Origin of the sequence: Streptomyces sp. SAI-135, assembly GCF_029893805.1 — a bacterium.
Lineage (GTDB): Bacteria > Actinomycetota > Actinomycetes > Streptomycetales > Streptomycetaceae > Streptomyces.
Window position 1 is genome coordinate 835,659 of record NZ_JARXYP010000002.1, and the last position, 21,318, is coordinate 856,976.

Sequence of the window (21,318 nt, forward strand, 5' to 3'; positions counted from 1 at the left end):
CTCAGTCCCGGCCGACGGGCAGTCGCCGCACCGCGGGGTCCGAGGCGCCGGCGGGGGCGGGGACACGCCTGCTCAGTGCCTCACCCTCGATGTCGACATTCGGCAGCACGCGGTTCAGGATACGGGGCAGCCACCAGGCCCGGTGGCCGAGCAGAGCCAGGACGGCGGGCACGATCGCCATCCGCACCACGAAGGCGTCGAAGGCGACGGCGGCGGCCAGACCGACGCCCATCGTCTGGATCGTCGGACTGTTCATGCCGACGAATCCGGCGAACACGCTCACCATGATGATCGCCGCCGCGGCCACCACCCGTCCGCTGTGCCGGAACCCGTGGACGATCGCCTCGCCGGGGGACGCGCCATGGACGTAGGCCTCCCGCATGCGGGTGAGGAGGAAGACCTCGTAGTCCATGGCGAGGCCGAACACGATGCCGATGATCAGGATCGGCATCAGGGACATGACGGGTCCGGTCTGTTCGATGCCGAGCAGGTCCGCCGCCCAGCCCCACTGGAAGACGGCGACGAGGACACCGAAGGCGGCACCCACCGACAGCAGGAAGCCGAGAGCCGCCTTCACCGGGACCAGAACCGAACGGAAGACCACCGTCAGCAGGAGGACGGCCAGGCCGACGACCACGCTCAGATAGGGGACGAGGGCGTCGGACATGGCTTCGGAGATGTCGATGTTCAGCGCGGTGGTCCCGGTCACCAGGATGCCGGAGCCGGTGTCCGCCTCGACGCCCTCAGCCGCGTGCCGGATCGCGTGCACCAGGTCCTTGGTCTCGCCGCTGTTCGGTGCGGTGCGCGGGACGGCGGTGAGGACGGCCGTGTTCCCGGCCCGGTTGAGCACCGGCTCGCCGACCGACGCCACCCCGTCCACGGCGCGCACGGTCTTGGCGACCAGGTCCGTAGTGGCCCGGGTGTCGGCGGATCCGGACATGTCGACGACCACGGTCAGCGGGCCGTTGAAGCCGGGGCCGAACCCCTCGGACAGCAGGTCGTAGGCGCGACGCTGGGTGGTCTCGACCGACTTGGACTCGTCTCCGGGCAGCCCGAGTTCGAGGCTCAGCGCCGGCAGGGCCACGGCGCCCAGACCGAGCCCGGCGGCCATCAGCACGGCCACCGGCCGGCGCAGCACGAACCGCGCCCAGCGGCTGCCGAGCCCGGCCCGGGCGGGTGTGCCGGGCACCGGGGGCGGGGTTCCTCGCCGGGCGGCCTTGCGGGCAGCGCGGGAGAGGACCCGCCGGCCGAAGAAGCCGAACAGCGCGGGGACCAGGGTCAGGGCGACGAGTACGGCGAGGGCCACGGCACCCGCGCCCCCCAGGCCCATCTTGGTGAGTTCGGGGATTCCGACGACCCCCAGCCCGACCAGGGCGATGATCACGGTCGCGCCGGCGAAGACCACGGCGGACCCTGCCGTGCCCACGGCCCGGCCGGCGGCCTCCTCCGGCTCACTGCCCCGGGCGCGCTCGTCACGGAAGCGGGAGGTGATGAACAGCGCGTAGTCGATGCCGACCGCCAGCCCCAGCATCAGCGCGAGGACGGCGACGGTGGACGTCAGGCCGAGTGGAGCGGCCAGCGCGGAGACCAGTCCGAAGGCGATGGCCACGCCCACGAAGGCGGTCAGCAGGGACAGTCCGGCGGCGACCAGCGACCCGAGGGCGAGGACCAGCACCACCGCGGCCACCGCCACGCCGATCATCTCCGTGGTCCCGCCCAGCTCCTCCTCCGCGTCCAGGGCCGAGCCGCCGATCTCCACGGTCAGCCCCGCGTCACGGGCCCGGCCCGCGGCGTCCTCCAGGGCGCTCTTCGTCGAGGCGGTCAGATCGACGGCGTCCGCGGTGTAGAGAATCGTGGAGTAGGCGATGGTGCCGTCCTTGCTGACGGCACCGGTCGTGTAGGGATCGGTGGCCGAGGCGACCTGTTCGCCCCGGTCCAGCGAGCCGAGCGCGTCCGCGACGGCCGCCTTGTTCCGACCGGCCGTCACCCGCTGTCCGTCCGGCGCCTGGAACACCAGGCGGGCCTCGGCTCCTTGGGAGTTGCTCTGCGGGAACCGCTCGTCCAGCAGGTCGAACGCCTTCTGGGACTCGGTGCCGGGCATGGCGAGGTCCTCCTCCTCGCCGGCCGGCGCCAGGGCGGCCGCGCCGACGGCCAGCACCAGGACACCCAGCCACAGACCACCCACGAGGCGGCGCCGCCGGAAGGCCCACCGTCCGATCCGGTAGAGAAAAGTAGCCACCTGTCGATCACTCCAGACGCCGCTAGGCAGGGGGGATGTGCGGGATGCGCACGCCTCCAACCCTTCCTTCCGGCGCCCGACGGGACATCGTCCTGCGCCGCCGTCTCCGCCTGGTGCACCCGGACCAGCCGGACACGCCTCCTGGTGCGCACGCACTACGTGGTCGCAGCCGAGGGGAGTTGGTCGGGGAGGCGTCACTGGTGCTGCACGCGGACGTGCGCAACGGCAGCCAACCTGACCACCGGCTCACCGACCCCTTGGACGATCCGGCGCGGACCTCGCTGATTTACTGGGCGTGCCGGTACTCGCGGTGAGCGAGTGGGCCGCGACGGCGCACGACCATCCGTTCCGAGAGGGGCACAGCACGATGACGAGCCGGGACGCCGCCGTACTCGACGATCCGGTGGGCGCGTCGCTGCGCGGTCCCCATACGAGCCTGGCCCGCAGGCACGGCCGGGCCGCCGCCTATCTGCCCGAGGTGGCGACCTTCGCCGCGGTGTCGCCCGAGCCGGAGGCGGCTGACTGGGAAGACCTGGCGCGGCTGCTGGGCCCCGGCGCGTTCGCCGACATGTTCAGCGCCGAGGGGACCCCGCCCCCGGACTGGGCGCCGGTCTTCGCCCTCGAAGGACGGCAGATGATCCGGGCCGCCACCGATTCGGCCGAGGGCATCGACACCGGTGTGGTCGAACTGGGTGCGGCCGACGTGCCCGAGATGCTCGCCCTCGCCGCGCTGACCCGGCCGGGACCGTTCTGGCCGCGCACCCATGAACTCGGCACCTACCTCGGGATCCGTGCCCACGGCAGGCTCGTGGCCATGGCGGGCGAGCGGCTCCGGCCGCCCGGCTGGGCCGAGATCAGCGCCGTGTGCACGGCACCCGAGGCACGCGGACAGGGCCACGCCGCCCGCCTGGTGAACGCGCTCAGCGCACGCATCCTCGCCCGCGGCGAACGCCCCTTCCTGCATGTGGCGGAGGCCAACACCGCCGCGATCGCGCTCTACGAACGGCTCGGCTTCGGCACCCGCAGGCCCGTGACCTTCCGCGGCTTTTGCATCCCGTGAGGCTCGGTGAGCACGGCGCGCGGTGAAACCGATCGGCCCTCGACGCTCGTCCTCCCCACCGACCACATCACGCGGGCCGGTCCACGCCCCGCGCCGAGCAGTCCAGGGGGAAACCACCATGCCGATCCGCCCTTCCGCAAGAACCCGTGCGGGCACCCGCACGGCCGGTGCCGTCACGACCACCGTGCTCGCCGCGGCCGCGCTTCTGTCCACCGCCGCTCCCGCCTCGGCCGTCAAGGGCGGCCGCCCGGTCACCACGGCGGCCAGGCCGTACGCCATGCTGATCGAGTTCGAGGGCAGCCAGTTCTGCACCGGGACGCTCATCGCGCCCACGAAGGTGCTCACGGCCGGGCACTGCGTGGAGAGCGCCGGTGACGTGTCCTCGCTGACGGTCGTCGGCGGCCGCACCCAGGTGGACGGCACCGGCGGCACGGAGCGGGCGGTCACCTCGGCCCGGATGGACTCGCGTTACGGATCGCCCGGTTACGCCCACGACGCCGCGGTCCTCACCCTGGACGCGCCGATGCCGTACCGGACGATCAAGGTGGCAGGCCCCGGCGACGCCAAGCTGGTGGCCGACGGCCGGAAGGCCACCGTGCTCGGCTGGGGACGTACCGGGCCCGGCGTCAAGGGAACCAGGCTCAAGCAGGCCACCCTCGTCATCTCGCCCGTCACCGCCTGCCGGCCGTACACCGACCAGGACACCGATCCCGCCGAGATGCTGTGCGGCATGCCCCGCCCCGGCACCACCGACAGCATCTGCCCCGGAGACTCCGGCGGTCCGCTGATCAGCGGCGGCAAGGTCGTGGGCATCGTGTCGTCCGGCAACAAGTACTGCGACGAGCAGTTCCCGGTCTCGGTCTTCGTACGGGCGGACTCGGTCTCCGCGGATCTGGGGATCCCCACCCGCTGAGGCGGTCCCCGTCACCGGGGGGCCGTCGACCGTGGTGCTCGTGCTGCCGGGGCGGCGCCTCAGGCCGCGAACCCGATGGCGGTCACGAACTCGTACTCCCCCCACTGACTGCCCAGGTCCACCACGACGTCGTTGACCCAGGCCTCGTCGAGCGCGGCGTCGTCGCCCGCGGCCCACGCCCGCACGATGCGGTCCCAGTGACGGACGTTCAAAGTGCGGTACTCGACGGCCCGTTGGCGGGGCCGGGGCACCTGGCTCTGGTTGAGCGGATGGAACTCGACCCGGGTGCCGCGGCCCTCACGGGTCAGGCGTACGAGCAGATACCGGGCGACGTTCTGCCGGCGCACGGTCCGGTAGGCGCTCTCGATCTTCTCCAGGTTGCGCTTGGAGGGGCTGCGGCGCTCCTCCAGCCACGCCCTCAGCGTGCGGTCGGTGACCGTGAGCCCGGCCTCCCGGGCGGTGGCGCGGGCGTGTTCGGTGCGGGTGAGGTAGTGCAGCCGGGCCAGCAGGCCGCGCCGGGTGGTGATCGGGGTGGCGATGAAGGTGGCGAGCGCGTCGAGCTGCCGGGCCACCGCCTCGTGTCCCCTGATGCCCCGAGCCCCGTACTTCCCGAACTCGATGTTCCTCTCCGGCACCCCGTCTCCTCACGTCCGCCGCTGGTCCAAGGATGCTCGCCGGCCTGCACCGCAGAACATCCAGAGGCTACCGCCCCCCACGCTCATCCGTTCGGCGGCTCGGCGCCGACGGTGTAGACGTCCTTCACCTTCACCTCGGTGACACCGCGCCCCTCGGCGAACACCGCGCGCCAGTCGCCGACCACGTGCAGCTCGTCGGTTCCCATCGCGCGGACGACCGTGAGGCCCTCGTCGTAGGCCCGGTGCGCCTTCCACCACAGGTTCACGAAGGCCTGGGAGCGGATGAGGTGCATCCAGTCGGCGCGGTAGAGCTCCCGGTTGTAGTTCGACTCCCCCATCGTGGAGACGAACTTGCTGTACATGGCCTTCACGTACTCCAGCGTCACCTCGTCGCCCTCGGCGATCGCCCGGTCGCGGGCGTCCTTGAGGGCGATGCGGAACTTCTCCAGGAGGTTCTCGGTGGCACCGGAGGTCCAGGACTCGTGGATCTCCGGCGGGTCGCACAGCCCGTACCTGGGGCCCGCCAGGCGCAGCAGCAGCCGCAGGGTCGGCTCGGTCACCCACAGCGGGCCCGGCTCGTCCCGGCTGCCGAGCGGGTTCGGCAGGTAGGCGTCGTGGTCCCAGGCGGACGGGGTGATCAGGTGGACGCCGGCGCGACGGCGGTCGTGGTCGCCGCCGGTGGAGTGCTCCAGCTGGCCGATCGGCAGATGCGTCTTGAGTGCGGACAGGTAGGCGCCGTTGACGTCGAGGGCGGTCACCTCGTGCTCGCCGGGCGGCAGTTCGGGCCGGGTCCACTTGGGGCGGGCCTCCCAGATCTGGTCGGCACCGCGCGCGGTCTGCTTGCGCAGGATGTCGGGCAGCCAGGGGTGGGCGACGACGTCGTACCGGCCGCCCTTGCGGCTGTCGTCGAGGAGCGCCATCGCGTCCGGGATCGCCCGCCTGACCAGCGCGGCGGTCGCCGCCTCCACGTCGCCGGAGTGCTGGTCGAGCGCGGCCGCCACGGCGGAGGCGATCAGGTCCGGGCTGTCGGCCGCCCGCACCCGGCGCCCGACGGGGACGACCTGCACACCGCGTGGGGCGGGGCGCGCCGGCCGAGGCGGTGGCGAGGTGTCGCCCGTACCGCGGTCCGTCGTGCCGTAGTCCGTCGTGCCGCAGTCCGCGGGGTCCAGGTGCTGGGGGAATCCCTCCACCTGGTGACGGGCCGGCTGCCCGCACAGGACACAGGGCCGCGGCTCGGAGAGCAGGTCCACGTCGTCGAGGTGCGCTTCCGCCGGGGCGTCCGCCGCGTCGCTCCCGTCGGCCGCCTCGGCAACCGCCGCGTCGTTCAGGTCGGCCGCCTCCGGCTCGGCCTCCCGGGCCGCCAGCTTCGTCCGGGCCCCCTCCAGGAAGTACGCGTACTTCTCCCGCACCTCCCCGCCCGGCTCCCGGCCGGTCTCCCAACCCCCCACCGTGGACGCGCTGACGTCCAGAACCCTCGCCAACTGCGCGCGCGAGACGTTCAGTTCCTCGCGGAGCGCGCGCCGCTCCTCGGCCGGCGGCAGCGGGACCTCCCGCTTCGCCTCGGCGAGCAGCGCGTCGATCGCGTCGAAGCCGGTCATCGCACTCCCCCGTCCGGCGCGGTCGCGGGGCGCGGGGTTCGGCCGGGGACGCGGCGCCGCTGGGCGGGGAGGGTCTCGGTCGCCCGGGTGGGGCCGGCCAGGAGGTCCAGCGGGTCGATGCCGTAGTGCGCGGCGACCGCGTCGCAGTCGGCCAGGCTCCAGGCGGCGGTGCCGGACTGACGGCGGCTCACCTGGGCCTGGCTCACACCCAGCGCGCAGGCCAGCTCCGTCTGCGACTCACCGGTGGCGTACAGCAGGGCGGCCACCGCCGACCGGACCCGTTCGTCGAGCGTCATCCGCATGGGGTGGAACCTACCACTCCGAGCGCACTCCCTATGCGTGCCACGCATAGGGAGTGACCACCCACCTCGCTCCTCTGTGTACGTACACAACTGATCTCCCAACTCGACACGTCTTTAACCTCGCAGAAATGCAGCGGACCCGAGTATTTACAGCCCCGACAGCACTCCTTACTGTGAACGTTCACGGAACTCATCTACATGGTCATGTCAGACAAGGAGGTCGGGATGACCGTCAAAGGTCCGCGTCGCCTGACGAAGGCCGCCATGCTCCTGGCGGCACTCGCCCTGCCCGCATCCCTGCTCACCGCGTCCACCAGCGCCTCCGCCGCCGGGACGCTCACCATGCGCGGCGCCGATGTGTCGACCGCCCAGCGCGCCCTCGACCTCGGTGCCAAGTACTACGACGCGAGCGGCACCGCCCGGGACCCGCTGGACGTCCTCAAGGGCCTCGGCGTCAACTACGTCCGCCTGCGGGTCTGGAACAACCCCGCGAGCGGCTACAACAACAAGGCCAAGGTGCTGTCGTACGCGAAGCAGGTGAAGGCCAAGGGGCTGCAACTGCTGGTCGACTTCCACTACTCCGACACCTGGGCGGACCCGGGCAACCAGAACAAGCCCGCGGCCTGGGCCGGCCACACCATCGGCCAGTTGCAGACCGACGTCTACAACTACACGTACGACGTCTGCACCAGCCTCAAGTCGCAGGGCACCACCCCGGACAGCGTGCAGATCGGCAACGAGATCAACGTCGGCATGCTGTGGAACGAGGGCAAGGTCGTCAACAACGACTTCACCAACCTCAGCCTGCTGCTCAAGTCGGGCTACAACGCGACCAAGGCGTGCAACAGCGGCACCCAGGTGATCATCCACACCGCCGACGCCGACAGCGACGCCAACGCCCGCTGGTTCTACGACGGCATCAAGGCCAAGGGCGTCAACTGGGACATCACCGGGCTCTCCTACTACTGCCCGTGGCACGGCACGATCGCCAACATGGGCAGTGTCGTGGCCGACATGAAGTCCCGGTACGGCAAGAACGTCGTCATCGCCGAGACCGCCTACCCGTTCACCTCGGCCAACGCCGACGGCACCGCCAACTCCATCACGACGGGCTGCTCGGGCTACCCGCTCAGTTGGCAGGGCCAGGCGGACAACTTCACCGCCGTGCAGAACGCGGCCCGCAGCAACGGCGCGATCGGGGTCTTCTACTGGGAGCCCACCTGGTACGCCGTGAGCGGCAACGGCTGGGACCCGGCCGACATCGACAACAGCGGCAACGGCTGGGACAACATGGCCGTCTTCAACTGGACCGGGAATGTGAACCCGAACATCAAGTGGACCCCGTAGCAGGCGACTTCGCACCGGAGCGGCACCGTCCCCGGGCGGTGCCCCTCGCCGCTCCCCCGGCTCCCCGGATCGACGGGCCGTCAATCACCCCCCGCCATGGAGGCAGTGCAGGGGGTCACATTACCCTGGCGTAGCGCCTGAGCGAGGGAAGGAAGCCATGGGGGTTCAACTGAACAGTGGATCGGCGGCCGGCCACGAGTCGCTGGAGTCGATGAGCCTCGAACCGCTCATGACCCGGGACTACGAACGGGACCCCGCGATCGTGTACGAGCGGCTGCGCCGGGCGCACGGCCCGGTCGCGCCGGTCGACCTGCTGGGGGTGCCCGTCTGGCTCGTGCTGGGCTACGAGGAGGCGTACGAGGTCCTCCGCGACGACCACGCCTGGCCCAAGGGGCTGGAGAACTGGCGGGCGCGGCGGGAGGGGCGACTGCCCGAGGACTGGCCGCTCGCGCCGTCGCTGGACGTCAACCATGTGCTGATCCAGGGCGGTGAGGGCTACCGCGGCCTGAAGGTGGCCTGGGACACCGCGCTGCGGCCCTTCCAGGACCCCCGCCACCCGGTGGCCAAGCGGCTCAAGGCCCAGATCACCAGGGACGCCGACGAACTGATCTCGCTGTTCACCCAGGGCGGCCGCACCGGCTGGGCGGATCTGTCCGCGCAGTTCTCCCGGCCGCTGCCGCTCATGGTCGCCAGTCATCTGCTCGGCTTCCCCGGCTCGCAGCACGACGACGCACTGATGGACATGTGGCGGGTGCTGGACGCGGGTCCGGACGCGGGGCCCGCGCTGGAGCGGCTGCTCGCCACCCTGTCGGAGCTGGGCGCGTCGAAGATGAAGGAGCCCGGCGACGACTTCCCCTCCTATCTGCTCGCCTCCCATCCCGGCCTGAGCGTCGAGGAGTTGTCGCGCGAGCTGATGATGCTGCTCGGGATGACCTCGGACCACGTCGGCATCCTGATCTCCAACACGGTCGTCGAGGTCATCACCGGGAACCTCCCCGCGAGCGCCAGCCTGTCGGCCGGGCTGATCAGGGAGACCATGAACCGGGTGGTGATGCAGAAGCCGCCGCTGATCAACTTCGTGCCGCGGTTCCCCCTGAAGGACATGCGGCTCGGCGACTACACCATCGCCGCCGGCGATCCGGTGTGGGTGTCGGTCGGCGCCGCGCACGCCGATCCGGCCTTCGCGGGGAAGGTGTGCCCCGAGTCGACCATCAGCACGCGGGCCCATCTGTCCTGGGGTGCCGGTCCGCGGCAGTGCCCGGCCAGGGAACTGGCCGGGGGCGCGGCGGCGATCGGTGTGAGCAGGCTCTTCGAGCGGCTGTCCGGGCTGGAGTTGTCGCTGCCCGTCGATCAACTGCCGTGGCGCTCCTCGCCCTTCATGCGCGGCCTGCGGTCGCTTCCGGTGCGCTACACGCTCTCGGGCACGCCCGCCCTGCCCGTGCCACCGCTCCCGCCCCTGCCCGCCGCGGCGGACTCCGCCCCGGCCGACGAGTCCGCCGTACGTCCGCGTTCGTCGCTGTGGCGCTATCTGGCCGGGCTGGTACGCGGGCGCTGAGCCACCGGGGAAGCACCGGAGCGGGCCACGGACTCGTACGGGTCCGTGGCCCGCTCCTCGCGGCAGGTACCGGTCAGCCGGCCGGAGGGGTGCGGATCGCGGCGATGTCGAACTGGAGGCGTACCTTCTCGCTGACCATGGCACCGCCCTCGGCGAGCCGGGTGCTGTAGGTCAGACCCCACTCGGAGCGGTTGATGGTGGTGGTGCCGTCGAAGCCGGCCCGCTGGTAGCCGAACGGGTCGGTGACATGGCCTATGTAGGTGAGTTCCAGGACGACGGGGCGGGTGGTCGCCTTGATGGTGAGGTCTCCCGTCATCCGGTACACGTCCGGGCCGACCACCTCCACCGCGGTGCTGACGAACCGCATGCGCGGGTAGGCCGAGGCGTCCAGGAAGTCCCGCCCCACGAGATGGCCGTCGCGCTGTTCCACGCCGGTGTCGACGCTGCCGGTGTTGATGATGATCTCCGCCTTCGAACGGGACGGGTCACGGCCGTCGAAGTAGAGACGGCTCTGGTACTCCAGGAACGCCCCGCGCACGGTGGTCACCATGGCGTGGCGTACCGAGAAGCCGATCCTGCTGTGGGCGGGGTCGATGGCCCATTCCCCGGTCAGGGCCGCCAGTCCCGGGTCGGGAAGGACGGCTGTGGCCGTGGCCGACGACCCGGTGGGGGGCTGGGAATCGTCGGCGGGTTCCGTGCGGTCCGTACGACGGAACATGGTGCCACGGTTGAACAAGTTCATACATCACCTAATTACTGCACGGGAGTTGTTGCCGCAAGCCGTGCTCCGTCGTCGACGAAATATCCACGTGTTCACCACACACTTCCCGGAAAAGTCGGGGGAAATCGGCTAGTCGACTCCGACAAGGGTCCGCACTTCGAAGTCCTCGTATGTCTCCTTTGCTTCGGGCCGGCCCAGTTTTGAACCCAGCCAGCCGAGGAGGAAGCCGGCCGGGATGGAGACGATTCCGGGATTCTGCAAGGGAAACCAGGCGAAATCGGCGTCCGGGTAGAGCGAGGCGGGCACGGAGGAGACCACCGGGGAGAAGACGACGAGAAGGACCGAGGTGAGCAGGCCCCCGCACAGGCTCAGCAGGGCGCCCTGTGCGGTGAACCGTCGCCAGAACAGGGTGAAGACGAGGGTCGGGAGCAGGGCGGACGCGGCGATGGCGAAGGCGAGGAAGGCGAGGGTCGCGGAGTTGGCACCCCAGGAGATCAGGGCGAGCAGCATGCCGAGCACGCCGATGACGGCCGCCGCGAGCCGGGCCACGGCCAGCTCCTCCGTCTCCGTCGCCCGGCCCTTGCGGATCACCTCGCCGTAGAGGTCGTGGGCGAGCGAGGAGGCGGCGGCCAGCGTCAGACCCGCCGCGACCGCGAGGAGGGTGACAAAGGCCAGGCAGGACAGCAGGGCGGTCAGGACGGCACCGCCCAGTTCGTGCGCCAGCAGCAGGACGGCCGCGTTGCCCGTGCGGTCGTTCTCCGCGATGGTGTCGCTGCCCAGGACGGCGGTGGCGCCGAGGCCGAGGATGCCGGCCGCCAGGCAGACGAGGCTGACCAGGCCCATGGCCCACACCACCGAGGTGCGCAGGACGCCGACCGACCTCGGGGCGAGCAGGCGCATCATCACGTGCGGAAGGGCGGCGAGGCCGAGCACGATGGCCAACTGCAGGCTGAAGAAGTCCAGTTTGCTGGTGGTGCTGGCTCCGTAGCGCAGTCCCGGCTCCAGGAACCGCGTGCCCTGACCGCTGTTGTCCGCGGCCGCGCCGAGCAGGTTCTCGACGTTCCAGTCGAAGCGGTGCAGCACCATCACGCCGGCCACGGTGACACCGCAGATGAGCATGACCGCCTTGACGACCTGGATGAAGGTGGCGCCCGGCATGCCGCCGATGGCGGCGTAGACGATGACGACGGTGCCGATGACGACGACGCACAGGGTGCGGGTGGCCGTGCTGGGTTCGCCGGTGAACTGGGTCAGCAGGGCCACACTGCCGACGAGTTGGGCCACCAGGTAGAGAGTGGCGATGGCCAGCGTGCACAGGGCCAGGGCGAGACGGACCGGCCGCTGCATGCGCGACAGCCGCATCGCCAGAGTGTCGCCGAGGGTGAACCTGCCCGCGTTGCGCAGGGGTTCGGCGATCAGCAGCAGGACCATCATCCAGGCCACGGCGGTACCGCACAGGTAGAGCAGTCCGTCGTAGCCGGTCAGGGCGACCAGTCCGGTGCTGCCCAGGAGGGTCGCGGCCGACAGGTAGTCGCCGCACATCGCCAGCCCGTTGCGCAGCGGGGACATGGCGCGGTTGCCGAGATAGAACTCGCCGATCTCGTCGCGTTGGGGTGCGGTCAGCAGCGCGGTGAACAGGGTCACGACGACCACGGAGAGGAAGAGCACGAGCGTCAGCTGGAGGCTGAGGCGGTCCACGACGGAGGCGCCGAACGTCACCATGGGCGGAACCCCTCCTCACGAGGGGCCGTGCGCGCCTCGAAGGCCGCGCGTTCGCGTTCCGCGCTCTCCTGGTGGCGGACCAGGCCGCGCAACCCCCGGACCACCGGGTCGACATGGGTGCGCACGTGCACGAGGTAGCGCCACACGATCACGCCCATCAGCACGAACTGCCCGAGCCCGAGGGCGAGTCCGATCGTGAGAGGGCCGCTCACGGAGGTGTTCATCAGACCGGGCGCGAAGCCCGACAGCAGGACGTACAGCAGGAAGCCGCCGACGGCCACGGCCGTGGCCCGGACACCGAAGCGCCGGTGACGTTGGCGCAAGGACCGGTACGCGGGCTGTCGGGACACCGATCGACGGTCCGCCGCTTCGGGGCCCGCTTCGTAGGGGGACGGAGGCCCGCCGAGCCCCGGGGAGTGCCGTGACACATGCACCTTCTTTGCTGCCGCGCCGGTCGTGACATCAATGGCACGCCGGAGTCGTGCTCCGTGCGGACGTGTGGGGAATTCGTGAATCCAAAATTCACGTGATGCGCATTGCGCGCTTGCCGACAAGCCGGTGAGGGCGGTCGGCCGGGGGGTCGGGGGGTGGCGCCGAGGTCAGGACCGGGATTGTTGCAGCGCCTCCGTTGCACTATCAACCGGGAGGTCGAACCGAATCGGGAAACTGACTCATTCATGTGCTTCGATTTCCCTGCGCGGCATCCTGGGGCCTGCGAAAAGGCCGGAGTCCGGAATAGGTCTGCACCTTCCCGTCGGCCAGGTTGTCTCAAATGCAGCGCACAGAGCGAACGCCTGGCGGACGCGGACCCTTGTCACCGACGGACTAAGGCGGGCCTCCCGGGACTCACCTCACGCAAACAGAACGGCGTGGGGCTCGGCCCGCGCCGGAGGCGCTGCCATATTCGAAGGCCACTTCGGAGGTGGCTGTGACACTAGAGGTGACGACGACACGTCCGCCCGACCGCACCGCCGACCGCGTCCTGGCGCTCGAAGCCCGCCGAGCGCAGGCCGTGGCCGGGAACAGGCCGAGAAGACGCGGCAAGTTCGGCGCCCGGGAGCGGATCGACCTGCTGCTGGATCCCGGCTCCTTCACCGAGACCGGTCTGTTCGTCCGGGCCCGGCCCGCCGGGGACAGCGCCCGACGCCCCTACGGCGACGGTGTGATCACCGGGTACGGCACGGTCGACGGACGTCCCGTCTGCGTGTTCTCCCAGGACTCCACGGTCTTCGGCGGCAGCATGGGCGAGGCCTTCGGTGAGAAGACCGTGGCCCTCATGGACCTGGCGCTCAGAACCGGCTGCCCGGTCATCGGGCTCAACGACGGCGGCGGCGCCCGCATCCAGGAGGGCGTCGTCTCGCTCGCCCTGTACGCCGAACTGGTGCGCCGCAACGTCCGGGCGTCCGGGGTGATCCCGCAGATCTCCGTCGTGCTCGGTCCGTGTGCCGGCGGCGCCGCCTACTCCCCCGCCATCACCGACTTCACCGTGATGGTGGACGGCGCCTCGCACATGTTCGTCACCGGGCCCGACGTCATCGAGGCGGTCACCGGGGAGCGCACCAGCGCCGAGGAGCTCGGCGGCGCCCGGACCAGCAACTCCCTCAACGGCAACGCCCACTTCCTCGCCGCCGACGAGACCGAGGCCCTGGACACCGTACGGGAGCTGCTGTCGTACCTGCCCGTCAACAACCTGGAGCGGCCACCGCAGTACGGCCCCCTGCCGCCCCGCGACGGCATAGCGCTCGACGAGATCGTCCCGGACCGGCTCGGACAGGCCTACGACATGCGGGACATCCTGCGGGCGGTCGTCGACGACGGTGAACTCCTGGAGGTGCAGGAGCTGTTCGCGCCGAACATCATCTGCGCGCTGGCCCTCGTCGAGGGCACGTCCGTCGGCGTGGTCGCCAACCAGCCGCTGCACGCGGCCGGGGTGCTGGACATCGACGCCTCCGAGAAGGCCGCGCGGTTCGTGCGGTTCTGCGACGCGTTCGGCATTCCGCTGCTGACCTTCGCCGATGTGCCGGGCTATCTCTCCGGAGTCCGTCAGGAGCAGGCCGGGATCATCCGGCGAGGCGCCAAACTGCTGTACGCGTACGCCGAGGCGACCGTGCCGAAGGTGACGGTGGTGGTGCGCAAGGCGTACGGCGGCGGATACGCGGTGATGGGTTCCAAGCACCTGGGCGCCGACATCAACCTCGCCTGGCCCACGGCACGGATCGCGGTGATGGGCGCCGAAGGGGCGGTGGGCGTGCTGCACCGGCGTGAACTCGCCGCCGCCGAGGACCCCGAGGCGTTGCGGGCCCGTCTGGTGGACGCGTACGAGAGCACCCACGGGACGCCTTACCTGGCCGCCGAGCGCGGTTACGTCGACGCGGTCATCGCCCCGCGCGAGACCCGCGCCCACGTCTGCCGTGCCCTGCGTGCGCTGCGCGGCAAGCGCGCCCCGATGCCGGAACGCCGGCACGGCAACATCCCGCTCTGACCTGCCTCGCGAGGAGACCTGCCCGATGGACATGCGCCGTCCCCCGCTCGCCCCCGCGTTCCGGAGTCTGCCGGAGTACGTGAGCCACTGGGCCCGGACCACCCCGGACCGCCGGGCGTTCACCTTCGTCGACCATCCCGCTCCGCACTCCCGGGGTGTCCACCGCACCCTGACCTGGCGCCGGCTGGACGTGCGCGTCCGGGCGGTGGCCGCACGGCTCGCCGAGGAGGCCGGGCCCGGGGCGCGGGTCGCGGTGCTGTGCCCCCAGGGGCTGGAGTACGTCACCGGCTTCCTGGGGGCGCTCGCGGCCGGCATGGTCGCCGTACCGATGTACCCGCCCGGTCTGCCCGGGCACGGCGACCGCCTGGCGGCCGTCCTGGCCGACGCGCGCCCCGCCGTTGTCGTGACGGTCCAACAGGTAATCGACGAGGTAAGGGACTTGTGCAGGGGCGCCGCCGCTCGGGTCGTCGCCGTGGACCAGGTGCCCGACGCCGCCGCGCGGGAACTCCCGCCCCCGGCCGGTGGGATCGCCTACCTCCAGTACACCTCCGGGTCGACGCGCACCCCGGCGGGCGTGGAGATCGGGCACACCAACGTCGTCGCCAACGCCCGGCAGGCGCTGGGCGCCTACGGCGCCGACGTCCACCAGGTGACCTGCGTGGGCTGGCTGCCGCTCTACCACGACATGGGGCTCGTCCTCAGTGTCGCCGCCCCGGTCGTGCGCGGGCTGTTGTCGGTGCTCATGGACCCGGTCGCCTTCCTGCACGAGCCCGCGCGCTGGCTGCGGCTGCTGTCCGCCCACCCGCGGGCGCTCAGCGCGGCGCCCAACTTCGCCTACGACTACTGCGCCTCGACGGTGACCGAGGACCAGAAGGCGGACCTGCGGCTGGACGGGGTCGTCGCGCTGATCAACGGCAGCGAACCGGTCCGGCCCACCACGGCCGACCGGTTCCAGGCCGCCTTCGCCGGCCAGGGGCTCGCGGCCACCACGCACTGTCCGTCGTACGGCCTCGCCGAGGCGACCGTCTTCGTCAGCGCCGCTCGGCCCGGCGACCCGGTGCGCCGGTTCGCCCTCGACCGGGACGCGCTCGCCGAGGGCAAGGCGCTGCCCGCACGGCCCGACGATCCCCGGGCCGTGCTGCTGGCGGGCTGCGGAACCCCGGTGGGCCAGGAGGTCTCCGTCGTCGACCCGGTCTCCGGCGCCCACCTGTCCGAGGGCGAAGTCGGTGAGATCCAGGTGCGCGGCCCCAACGTGGGCCGCGGCTACTGGAACCGGGACGAGCAGACCCGGCGCGTCTTCGGCACGGACGGCCGGCTGCGCACCGGTGACCTGGGGACCGTCCTGGAGGGAGAGCTGATCGTCACCGGCCGGCTGAAGGACCTCATCGTCGTCGACGGACGCAACCACTACCCACAGGACCTGGAGGCCACCGTCCAGGAGACGCACCCGGCGGTCCGGCGTGACCGGCTCGCCGCGTTCGGGGTGGCCGGCGCCTCCGGTGAGCGAGTGGTCGTGGTGGCCGAGCACGCGCGGACCACGAGCCTCGCCGAGATCGACGTACCGGCCCTGGTGCGGGAGGTGCGCGCGGCCGTGTCCGGGCGGCACGGGCTGCGGCTCGCCGATGTGCTCCTCGTCCCGCCGGGCACGGTGCCGCGGACGTCGAGCGGCAAGGTGTCACGGGCGCTGACGCGTGAGCGGTATCTCGCAGGTGCCTACGCGGCGGGAGGGGCCGCGTGAGGGCCGTCGACGCGAGCGCGGTGCGCCGCCTGGTCGCGGAGCGCGTCGCCGGATGGACCGGCACGCCCGCGGCGGACGTTGCGATGGACCGGCCGCTGGCGGACCTCGGCATGTCCTCGCGGGAGGCGGTCGTGCTGGCCGGGGACCTCTCCCGGCTGACGGGGCGGGACCTGCCGCCCACGTTGCTGTGGGAGGCGCCCACCGGGGAGGCGCTGGTGGCGCACCTGTGCGGTACGCCGCCGGAGACCCTGCCGCCGGTGGGCGCCACCGCGGTTCCCGCCGCGGAGCCCGTAGCCGTCATCGGCCTCGGCTGCCGGCTCCCCGGCGGGGTGCACGGCCCGGCGGACTACTGGCGGCTGCTGACCGACGGCGTCGACGCGGTCAGACGGGTCCCGGAGGACCGCTGGCGCGACTTCACCGCCTTCCCGCCCGAGGACGCGCCCCGGTACGGCGGCTACCTCGACGACATCGCCGGGTTCGACGCGGACTTCTTCCGGATCACCCCGCGCGAGGCGGCCGTCATGGACCCGCAGCAGCGGATCCTCCTGGAGGTCGTCCACGAGACCCTCGCCCACGCCGCCGTCCCGGCCTCCTCCCTCGCGGGCACCGCCACCGGGGTCTTCGTCGGCGTCTCCGCCCCCGAGTACGGCTCGCTCACCGGCGCCGACCCGGCCGCCGTCGACCCGTGGGCCCCGGCGGGCGGAGCACTGAGCGTGACCGCGGGACGGCTGGCGTACGTGCTGGACACCCGCGGGCCGAGCATGGCCGTGGACACCGCCTGCTCCTCCTCGCTGGTCGCCGTGCACCACGCGTGCGTGAGCCTGCGCACCGGCGAGAGCGACACGGCGATCGCCGCGGGCGTCAACCTGCTGCTCTCCCCCACCGTCAGCATGGCGTTCCGGCGGGCGGGAGCCCTCGCCCCGGACGGGCGGTGCAAACCCTTCTCGCCGGACGCCGACGGCATCGGACGCGGTGAGGGGTGTGCGGCCGTGCTGCTGAAGCGGCTGTCCGACGCCGAACGGGACGGCGACCGCGTGCTCGCCGTCATCCGCGCCACGGCCGTCAACTCCGACGGCCGCTCCAACGGCCTCCTCGCCCCCAACCCGGCCGCCCAGCAAGCCCTGTTGGCCACCGCGTACGCGCGGGCCGGACTCACCCCCGCCCACGTCGACTACGTCGAGGCGCACGGCACCGGTACCCCTCTCGGCGACCCCATCGAGGCGGGCGCCCTCGGCGCGGTGCTCGGCGCGGACCGCGACCCCGACCAGCCGCTGCTGCTCGGCTCCGTGAAGTCGAACCTCGGTCACCTGGAGTCCGCCGCGGGCATCGCCGGACTGGTGAAGACCGTGCTCGCCCTGCACCACGACGTCATCCCGCCGACCCTGCACTGCGCCGAGGGCAGCGCCCTGGACGACGAACGGCTGCGCCTGGTCACCGAGGGCGAGCCCTGGCCGCGCTACGCCGGTACGGCCACCGCGGGCGTCTCCGGGTTCGGGTTCGGCGGCACCAACGCGCATGCCGTCCTGGAGGAATGGCGGCCCGGCGTCCTGCCCGCGCGCCCGGCCGACGAACCCGGCGCGCGGCTCCATCAGCTGTCCGACATGGACGGGGAGCGGCTGCGCGACACCGCGGCCCGGCTCGCCGACTGGCTGCGGACGGCGTCCGCGCACCCCGCCGACGTGGCTCGCACGCTGGCCGGGCGGGCGGACCGCGGAGGGGTGCGCGCGGCCGTGGTCGCCCGGGATCCGGGCGAACTCGCGGACGGACTGGACGCCTTGGCACACGGGCGCCCACACGCACGGGTCGTCACCGGTGAGCGCGACCTCATGGGCCCCGGCCCCGTGTGGGTCTTCTCCGGCTACGGCACCCAGTGGCCCGGGATGGGACGCAGGCTGCTGGCCGAGGAGCCCGCCTTCGCCGCCGCCGTGGAGAAACTCGACGCGGAGTGCGGACTGTCCCTGTACGACCGTCTCGCGTCCGGGAGCGGACTGGGCCGGCTGGAGGTGGCCCAGCCCGTCCTGTTCGGATTCCAGGTGGCGCTCGCCGAGCTGTGGCGCTCCTACGGCGTCGAACCCGCCGCCGTCATCGGCCACTCGCTGGGCGAGGTGGCCGCGGCGGTCTGCGCGGGCGCCCTGGACGCCGCGGAGGGCGCCCGGATCGTCTCCGTCAGGGCAGCGCTGCTCGGCCGGCTGCGGGGCGGCGCGATGGCGGTCGTCGACCTCACCGACGGTGAACTCGACGCGCTGGAACGGGACTTCCCCGGTGTGCAGGTCGCCGTCCACTCCTCGCCCGGGCAGAAGGTCGTCACCGGCGAGGAGCCGGCGGTGGCGCGTCTGGTGCAACGGCTGGAGGGGCAGGGGCGCACCGCACGGTCCATGCGGGTCGTCGGCGCAGGTCATTCGCCCCAAGTGGAGCCGCTGCTTGGCGAGTTGACCGAGGCATTGGCCGACGTCGGCGGCAGGGCGCCCCGGGTGCCGGTGTACTCCACCGTCCTGGACGACCCGCGCGGTGACTGCGTCTTCGACGCCGCCCACTGGGCCGCGAACCTGCGGCGGCCCGTGCGGCTGGACCGGGCCGTCGCCGCGGCCGCCGCCGACGGCCACACCGCTTTCGTGGAGATCTCCCCGCACCCGGTCCTGGGCCGGGCCGTCACCGAGAACGCGCCCGGGGCCCTCGCGCTCGGCACGCTGCGGCGGGACGCCGACGGATGCGCCGACTTCCTCACCCAGGTGGGCGCCCTGTACTGCGCGGGCGCACGGCTGCCGCTGCCCGCGGGCCGGGTCGTCGACCTGCCCGCGCCGCGCTGGAGGCATGTGCGGCACTGGTGGACGGACGGACGGGGAGCCTCACCGGCCCGGACGCCCGCCTCCCCGCAGGCGCCGGCCGAGGAGGCGCCCGCCGGGCAGGACACCTCTGTCGCCGCCCGCCTGTGCCACCACATCGCGGCCGTCACCGGTCATCCCGCCGGCCGGGTCACCCCCGGCACCGCGCTGGCCGGGCTCGGGCTCGACTCGCTGATGGCGGTCCGCCGTCCGCACCGCCCTGGAGCGCGAGTTCGCCGTCGAGCTGCCGCTTCGCGAGCTGCTCGGCGCCACCACGGTCCAACAGCTGGCCGACCGCGTCCGGCCGGGAGCGGTACGCCCGCTGCGCGTCACCGGCACCCGGCCGCCGCTCTTCCTCGTGCACGCGGCCGGCGGAACCACCGACGTCTACCGGGCCCTCGCCCAACGCCTGAGCGACGACCGGCCCGTGTACGGGCTCGAACGCCTGGAAGACGCGCCGACGGTGACCGAGAAGGCCCGCCGCTACGCCGAGGCCGTCACCGCCGTGCACCCCGACGGGCCCTGTCTGCTGGGCGGTTGGTCCTTCGGCGGCTTCGTCGCCCAGGAGACCGCGCGGCACCTCACCGCCGCGGGCCGGGACGTTCAGCTGGTGGTCCTCATCGACTCTGTGCGGCCCCTGCGCCGGCCCGGCCGCACACCTGCCGAGCGGCTCCGCGACCACTTCGAGGGCTTCGCCCGTCACGTCCAGGACGCCTACGGGGTCCCGCTGGAGCTGCCGTACGAGGACCTCGTCGCGATGGACGACGACGGCGAGCGCATCGACACGGTGCTGGAGATCCTGCGCGCGGCCGCGGACGTGCCGGCCGCCGCCCTGGAGCACCAGCGCTCCTCGTACCTGGACCTGAGGATCGGCGAGGCCCACGAGCCGGGCCGCCACGACGGGCGGGTGGTCCTGTACCGGGCCACCGAGCCCGCTCCGCACACCGTGCGCGACCCCGCCTACGAGCGCGACGACCGGACGCTGGGCTGGGACGAGGTGTGCCCGCGCCTGACCGTCGTACCGGTCGCGGGACACCATCTGTCGCTGCTCGACCCGCCGCACGTCGACGAGATCGCCGCCCACCTGGGGCGTGAGCTCGCCGCAGGGACCCGCCGCACGTGACCCGAGGAGAGCCGCCATGCACCGACGCACCACCGGAGTGTCCCGACGTACCGTCACCAGGGCCGCGGCCGGAGCAGGTCTGTCCGTCCTGTTCGGCGCCCGGACCGCCGCCGCGCTGGGGTCCCGCACCAGGGACGTGTCCGTGTCCTCCGCCGCGCTCGGCCGCAGCGCCCCGGTGCGGCTGATCCTGCCGTCGGGGTTCGACGCGGAACCCACCCGCACCTACCCGGTGCTGTACCTGCTGCACGGCGCCCACGACGACTACACGTCCTGGACCCGGGAGACGGACATCGAGGCCTTCACCGAGGGCCGGAACCTGATCGTGGCGATGCCCGACGCGGGACCGACGGGCATCCCCACCGCCTGGCGCGACGGGCCCGACTACGAGACCTTCCAGATCGAGGAGGTCCCGGCGCTGCTCGCCCGCGACTACCGTGCCTCCGGCGCACGGGTCGTCGCGGGGGTGTCCACCGGCGGCTACGGTGCCATGGCGCACGCGGCACGGCACCCGGGGACGTTCACCGCAGCGGCCTCCTACAGCGGGATCCTCGACACCACGGCGCCCGGTGTGCCCCCGCTCATGGACGCCATCGTGGCCCGCGAGAACCTGGCGCCCGCCTCCCTGTGGGGCAACCCGTTCCTGAACCTGCTCACCTGGCGCGACTTCAACCCGCGAAACCGCGCGGTGGGCCTGCGCGGCACCGCCCTGTACGTCTCCGGCGGCAGCGGACTCGCGGGCGGCACCGGCGACTGGCTGCCCGAGGCCCTGGAGAGCGCCCTGTGGCCCTCCGCGCACAGCTTCACCGACACGCTCGCGCTGCTGCGCATCCCGGTCACCACGCACTTCTACGCAGGGGGCGGGCACAGCTGGGACTACTGGAAGCGGGAGTTCACCGCGTCGTGGCCGTTGCTCGCCCGGGGGCTGGGGGTGCCGGAGTGAAGTCGCTACCGTCGGGGCACGGAACGCAACGCAGGGGCCGCCCGTCCAACCCAGGACTCACCCCTCGCCCCACGGGCAACGCCCCGCGGGTGAGCCGCTTCCGGGTGAAAGGAGGGTCTCC

General features: G+C 72.4%; 15 protein-coding genes and 1 pseudogene. 9 read left to right on the top strand and 7 right to left on the bottom strand.

Translation table 11 applies throughout. The features are described 5' to 3' along the window. Position 1: 1 nt before the first annotated feature. Positions 2 to 2,239, bottom strand: a complete 2,238-nt coding sequence (locus tag M2163_RS08165; protein ID WP_280893582.1) for an MMPL family transporter — start codon at positions 2,237 to 2,239, stop codon at positions 2 to 4. Positions 2,240 to 2,606: 367 nt separating this feature from the next. Here M2163_RS08165 and M2163_RS08170 point away from each other — a divergent pair, with 367 nt between their 5' ends. Together M2163_RS08170 and M2163_RS08175 are read left to right on the top strand one after the other, a co-directional pair. After that, positions 2,607 to 3,299, top strand: a complete 693-nt coding sequence (locus tag M2163_RS08170) for a GNAT family N-acetyltransferase (protein ID WP_280893583.1) — start codon at positions 2,607 to 2,609, stop codon at positions 3,297 to 3,299. Positions 3,300 to 3,417: 118 nt separating this feature from the next. After that, on the top strand, positions 3,418 to 4,212 hold the full coding sequence (locus tag M2163_RS08175) for a serine protease (RefSeq protein ID WP_280893584.1): 795 nt from the start codon (positions 3,418 to 3,420) through the stop codon (positions 4,210 to 4,212). A 59-nt stretch (positions 4,213 to 4,271) separates the two neighbouring features. On the opposite strand, the gene M2163_RS08180 is transcribed toward M2163_RS08175, so the two are convergent. The 3 genes from M2163_RS08180 to M2163_RS08190 all read right to left on the bottom strand — a co-directional run bounded on the left by M2163_RS08180 (position 4,272) and on the right by M2163_RS08190 (position 6,747). Then, positions 4,272 to 4,847 (bottom strand): transcriptional regulator, encoded by a 576-nt coding sequence (locus M2163_RS08180; RefSeq protein ID WP_280853479.1) that lies wholly within the window; start codon positions 4,845 to 4,847, stop codon positions 4,272 to 4,274. A gap of 83 nt (positions 4,848 to 4,930) precedes the next feature. After that, the gene (locus M2163_RS08185; protein WP_280893585.1) at positions 4,931 to 6,445 is read right to left on the bottom strand and encodes a helix-turn-helix domain-containing protein; all 1,515 of its coding nucleotides are present in this window, start codon (positions 6,443 to 6,445) and stop codon (positions 4,931 to 4,933) included. Beyond that, positions 6,442 to 6,747 (bottom strand): helix-turn-helix transcriptional regulator, encoded by a 306-nt coding sequence (locus M2163_RS08190; protein ID WP_280853477.1) that lies wholly within the window; start codon positions 6,745 to 6,747, stop codon positions 6,442 to 6,444. The genes M2163_RS08185 and M2163_RS08190 overlap by 4 nt, the downstream gene beginning before the upstream one ends. 225 nt (positions 6,748 to 6,972) lie before the next feature. Between M2163_RS08190 and M2163_RS08195 the strand changes: the two genes are divergently transcribed. Both M2163_RS08195 and M2163_RS08200 read left to right on the top strand, forming a co-directional pair. Beyond that, the gene (locus M2163_RS08195) at positions 6,973 to 8,094 is read left to right on the top strand and encodes a glycosyl hydrolase 53 family protein (protein WP_280893586.1); all 1,122 of its coding nucleotides are present in this window, start codon (positions 6,973 to 6,975) and stop codon (positions 8,092 to 8,094) included. 157 nt (positions 8,095 to 8,251) lie between these two features. Beyond that, the gene (locus M2163_RS08200) at positions 8,252 to 9,649 is read left to right on the top strand and encodes a cytochrome (protein WP_280853476.1); all 1,398 of its coding nucleotides are present in this window, start codon (positions 8,252 to 8,254) and stop codon (positions 9,647 to 9,649) included. Positions 9,650 to 9,722: 73 nt separating this feature from the next. On the opposite strand, the gene M2163_RS08205 is transcribed toward M2163_RS08200, so the two are convergent. From M2163_RS08205 to M2163_RS08215, 3 genes are all read right to left on the bottom strand, one after another. Beyond that, the gene (locus M2163_RS08205) at positions 9,723 to 10,391 is read right to left on the bottom strand and encodes a YceI family protein (protein WP_280853475.1); all 669 of its coding nucleotides are present in this window, start codon (positions 10,389 to 10,391) and stop codon (positions 9,723 to 9,725) included. 108 nt (positions 10,392 to 10,499) lie between these two features. Then, positions 10,500 to 12,092 carry a cation acetate symporter gene (locus tag M2163_RS08210; RefSeq protein ID WP_280853474.1) on the bottom strand — a complete coding sequence of 531 codons (1,593 nt, stop codon included), beginning with the start codon at positions 12,090 to 12,092 and terminating at the stop codon, positions 10,500 to 10,502. Continuing rightward, positions 12,086 to 12,442 carry a DUF485 domain-containing protein gene (locus M2163_RS08215; protein WP_280853473.1) on the bottom strand — a complete coding sequence of 119 codons (357 nt, stop codon included), beginning with the start codon at positions 12,440 to 12,442 and terminating at the stop codon, positions 12,086 to 12,088. The genes M2163_RS08210 and M2163_RS08215 overlap by 7 nt, the downstream gene beginning before the upstream one ends. A 590-nt stretch (positions 12,443 to 13,032) precedes the next feature. Here M2163_RS08215 and M2163_RS08220 point away from each other — a divergent pair. The 5 genes and pseudogenes from M2163_RS08220 to M2163_RS08240 all read left to right on the top strand — a co-directional run bounded on the left by M2163_RS08220 (position 13,033) and on the right by M2163_RS08240 (position 21,197). Beyond that, positions 13,033 to 14,574, top strand: a complete 1,542-nt coding sequence (locus tag M2163_RS08220) for an acyl-CoA carboxylase subunit beta (protein WP_280853472.1) — start codon at positions 13,033 to 13,035, stop codon at positions 14,572 to 14,574. Positions 14,575 to 14,599: 25 nt separating this feature from the next. Further along, positions 14,600 to 16,312, top strand: coding sequence for a fatty acyl-AMP ligase (locus tag M2163_RS08225; RefSeq protein ID WP_280893587.1), 1,713 nt, complete (start codon positions 14,600 to 14,602; stop codon positions 16,310 to 16,312). A gap of 83 nt (positions 16,313 to 16,395) precedes the next feature. After that, positions 16,396 to 19,008 (top strand): annotated as a pseudogene (locus M2163_RS08230) (beta-ketoacyl synthase N-terminal-like domain-containing protein); the annotation flags it as partial. A gap of 484 nt (positions 19,009 to 19,492) precedes the next feature. After that, positions 19,493 to 20,257 (top strand): alpha/beta fold hydrolase, encoded by a 765-nt coding sequence (locus M2163_RS08235; protein ID WP_280897230.1) that lies wholly within the window; start codon positions 19,493 to 19,495, stop codon positions 20,255 to 20,257. A gap of 16 nt (positions 20,258 to 20,273) precedes the next feature. Then, entirely contained in the window at positions 20,274 to 21,197 is a 924-nt protein-coding gene (locus M2163_RS08240) for an alpha/beta hydrolase family protein (protein ID WP_280893588.1), read from the top strand. Positions 21,198 to 21,318: the final 121 nt, after the last annotated feature.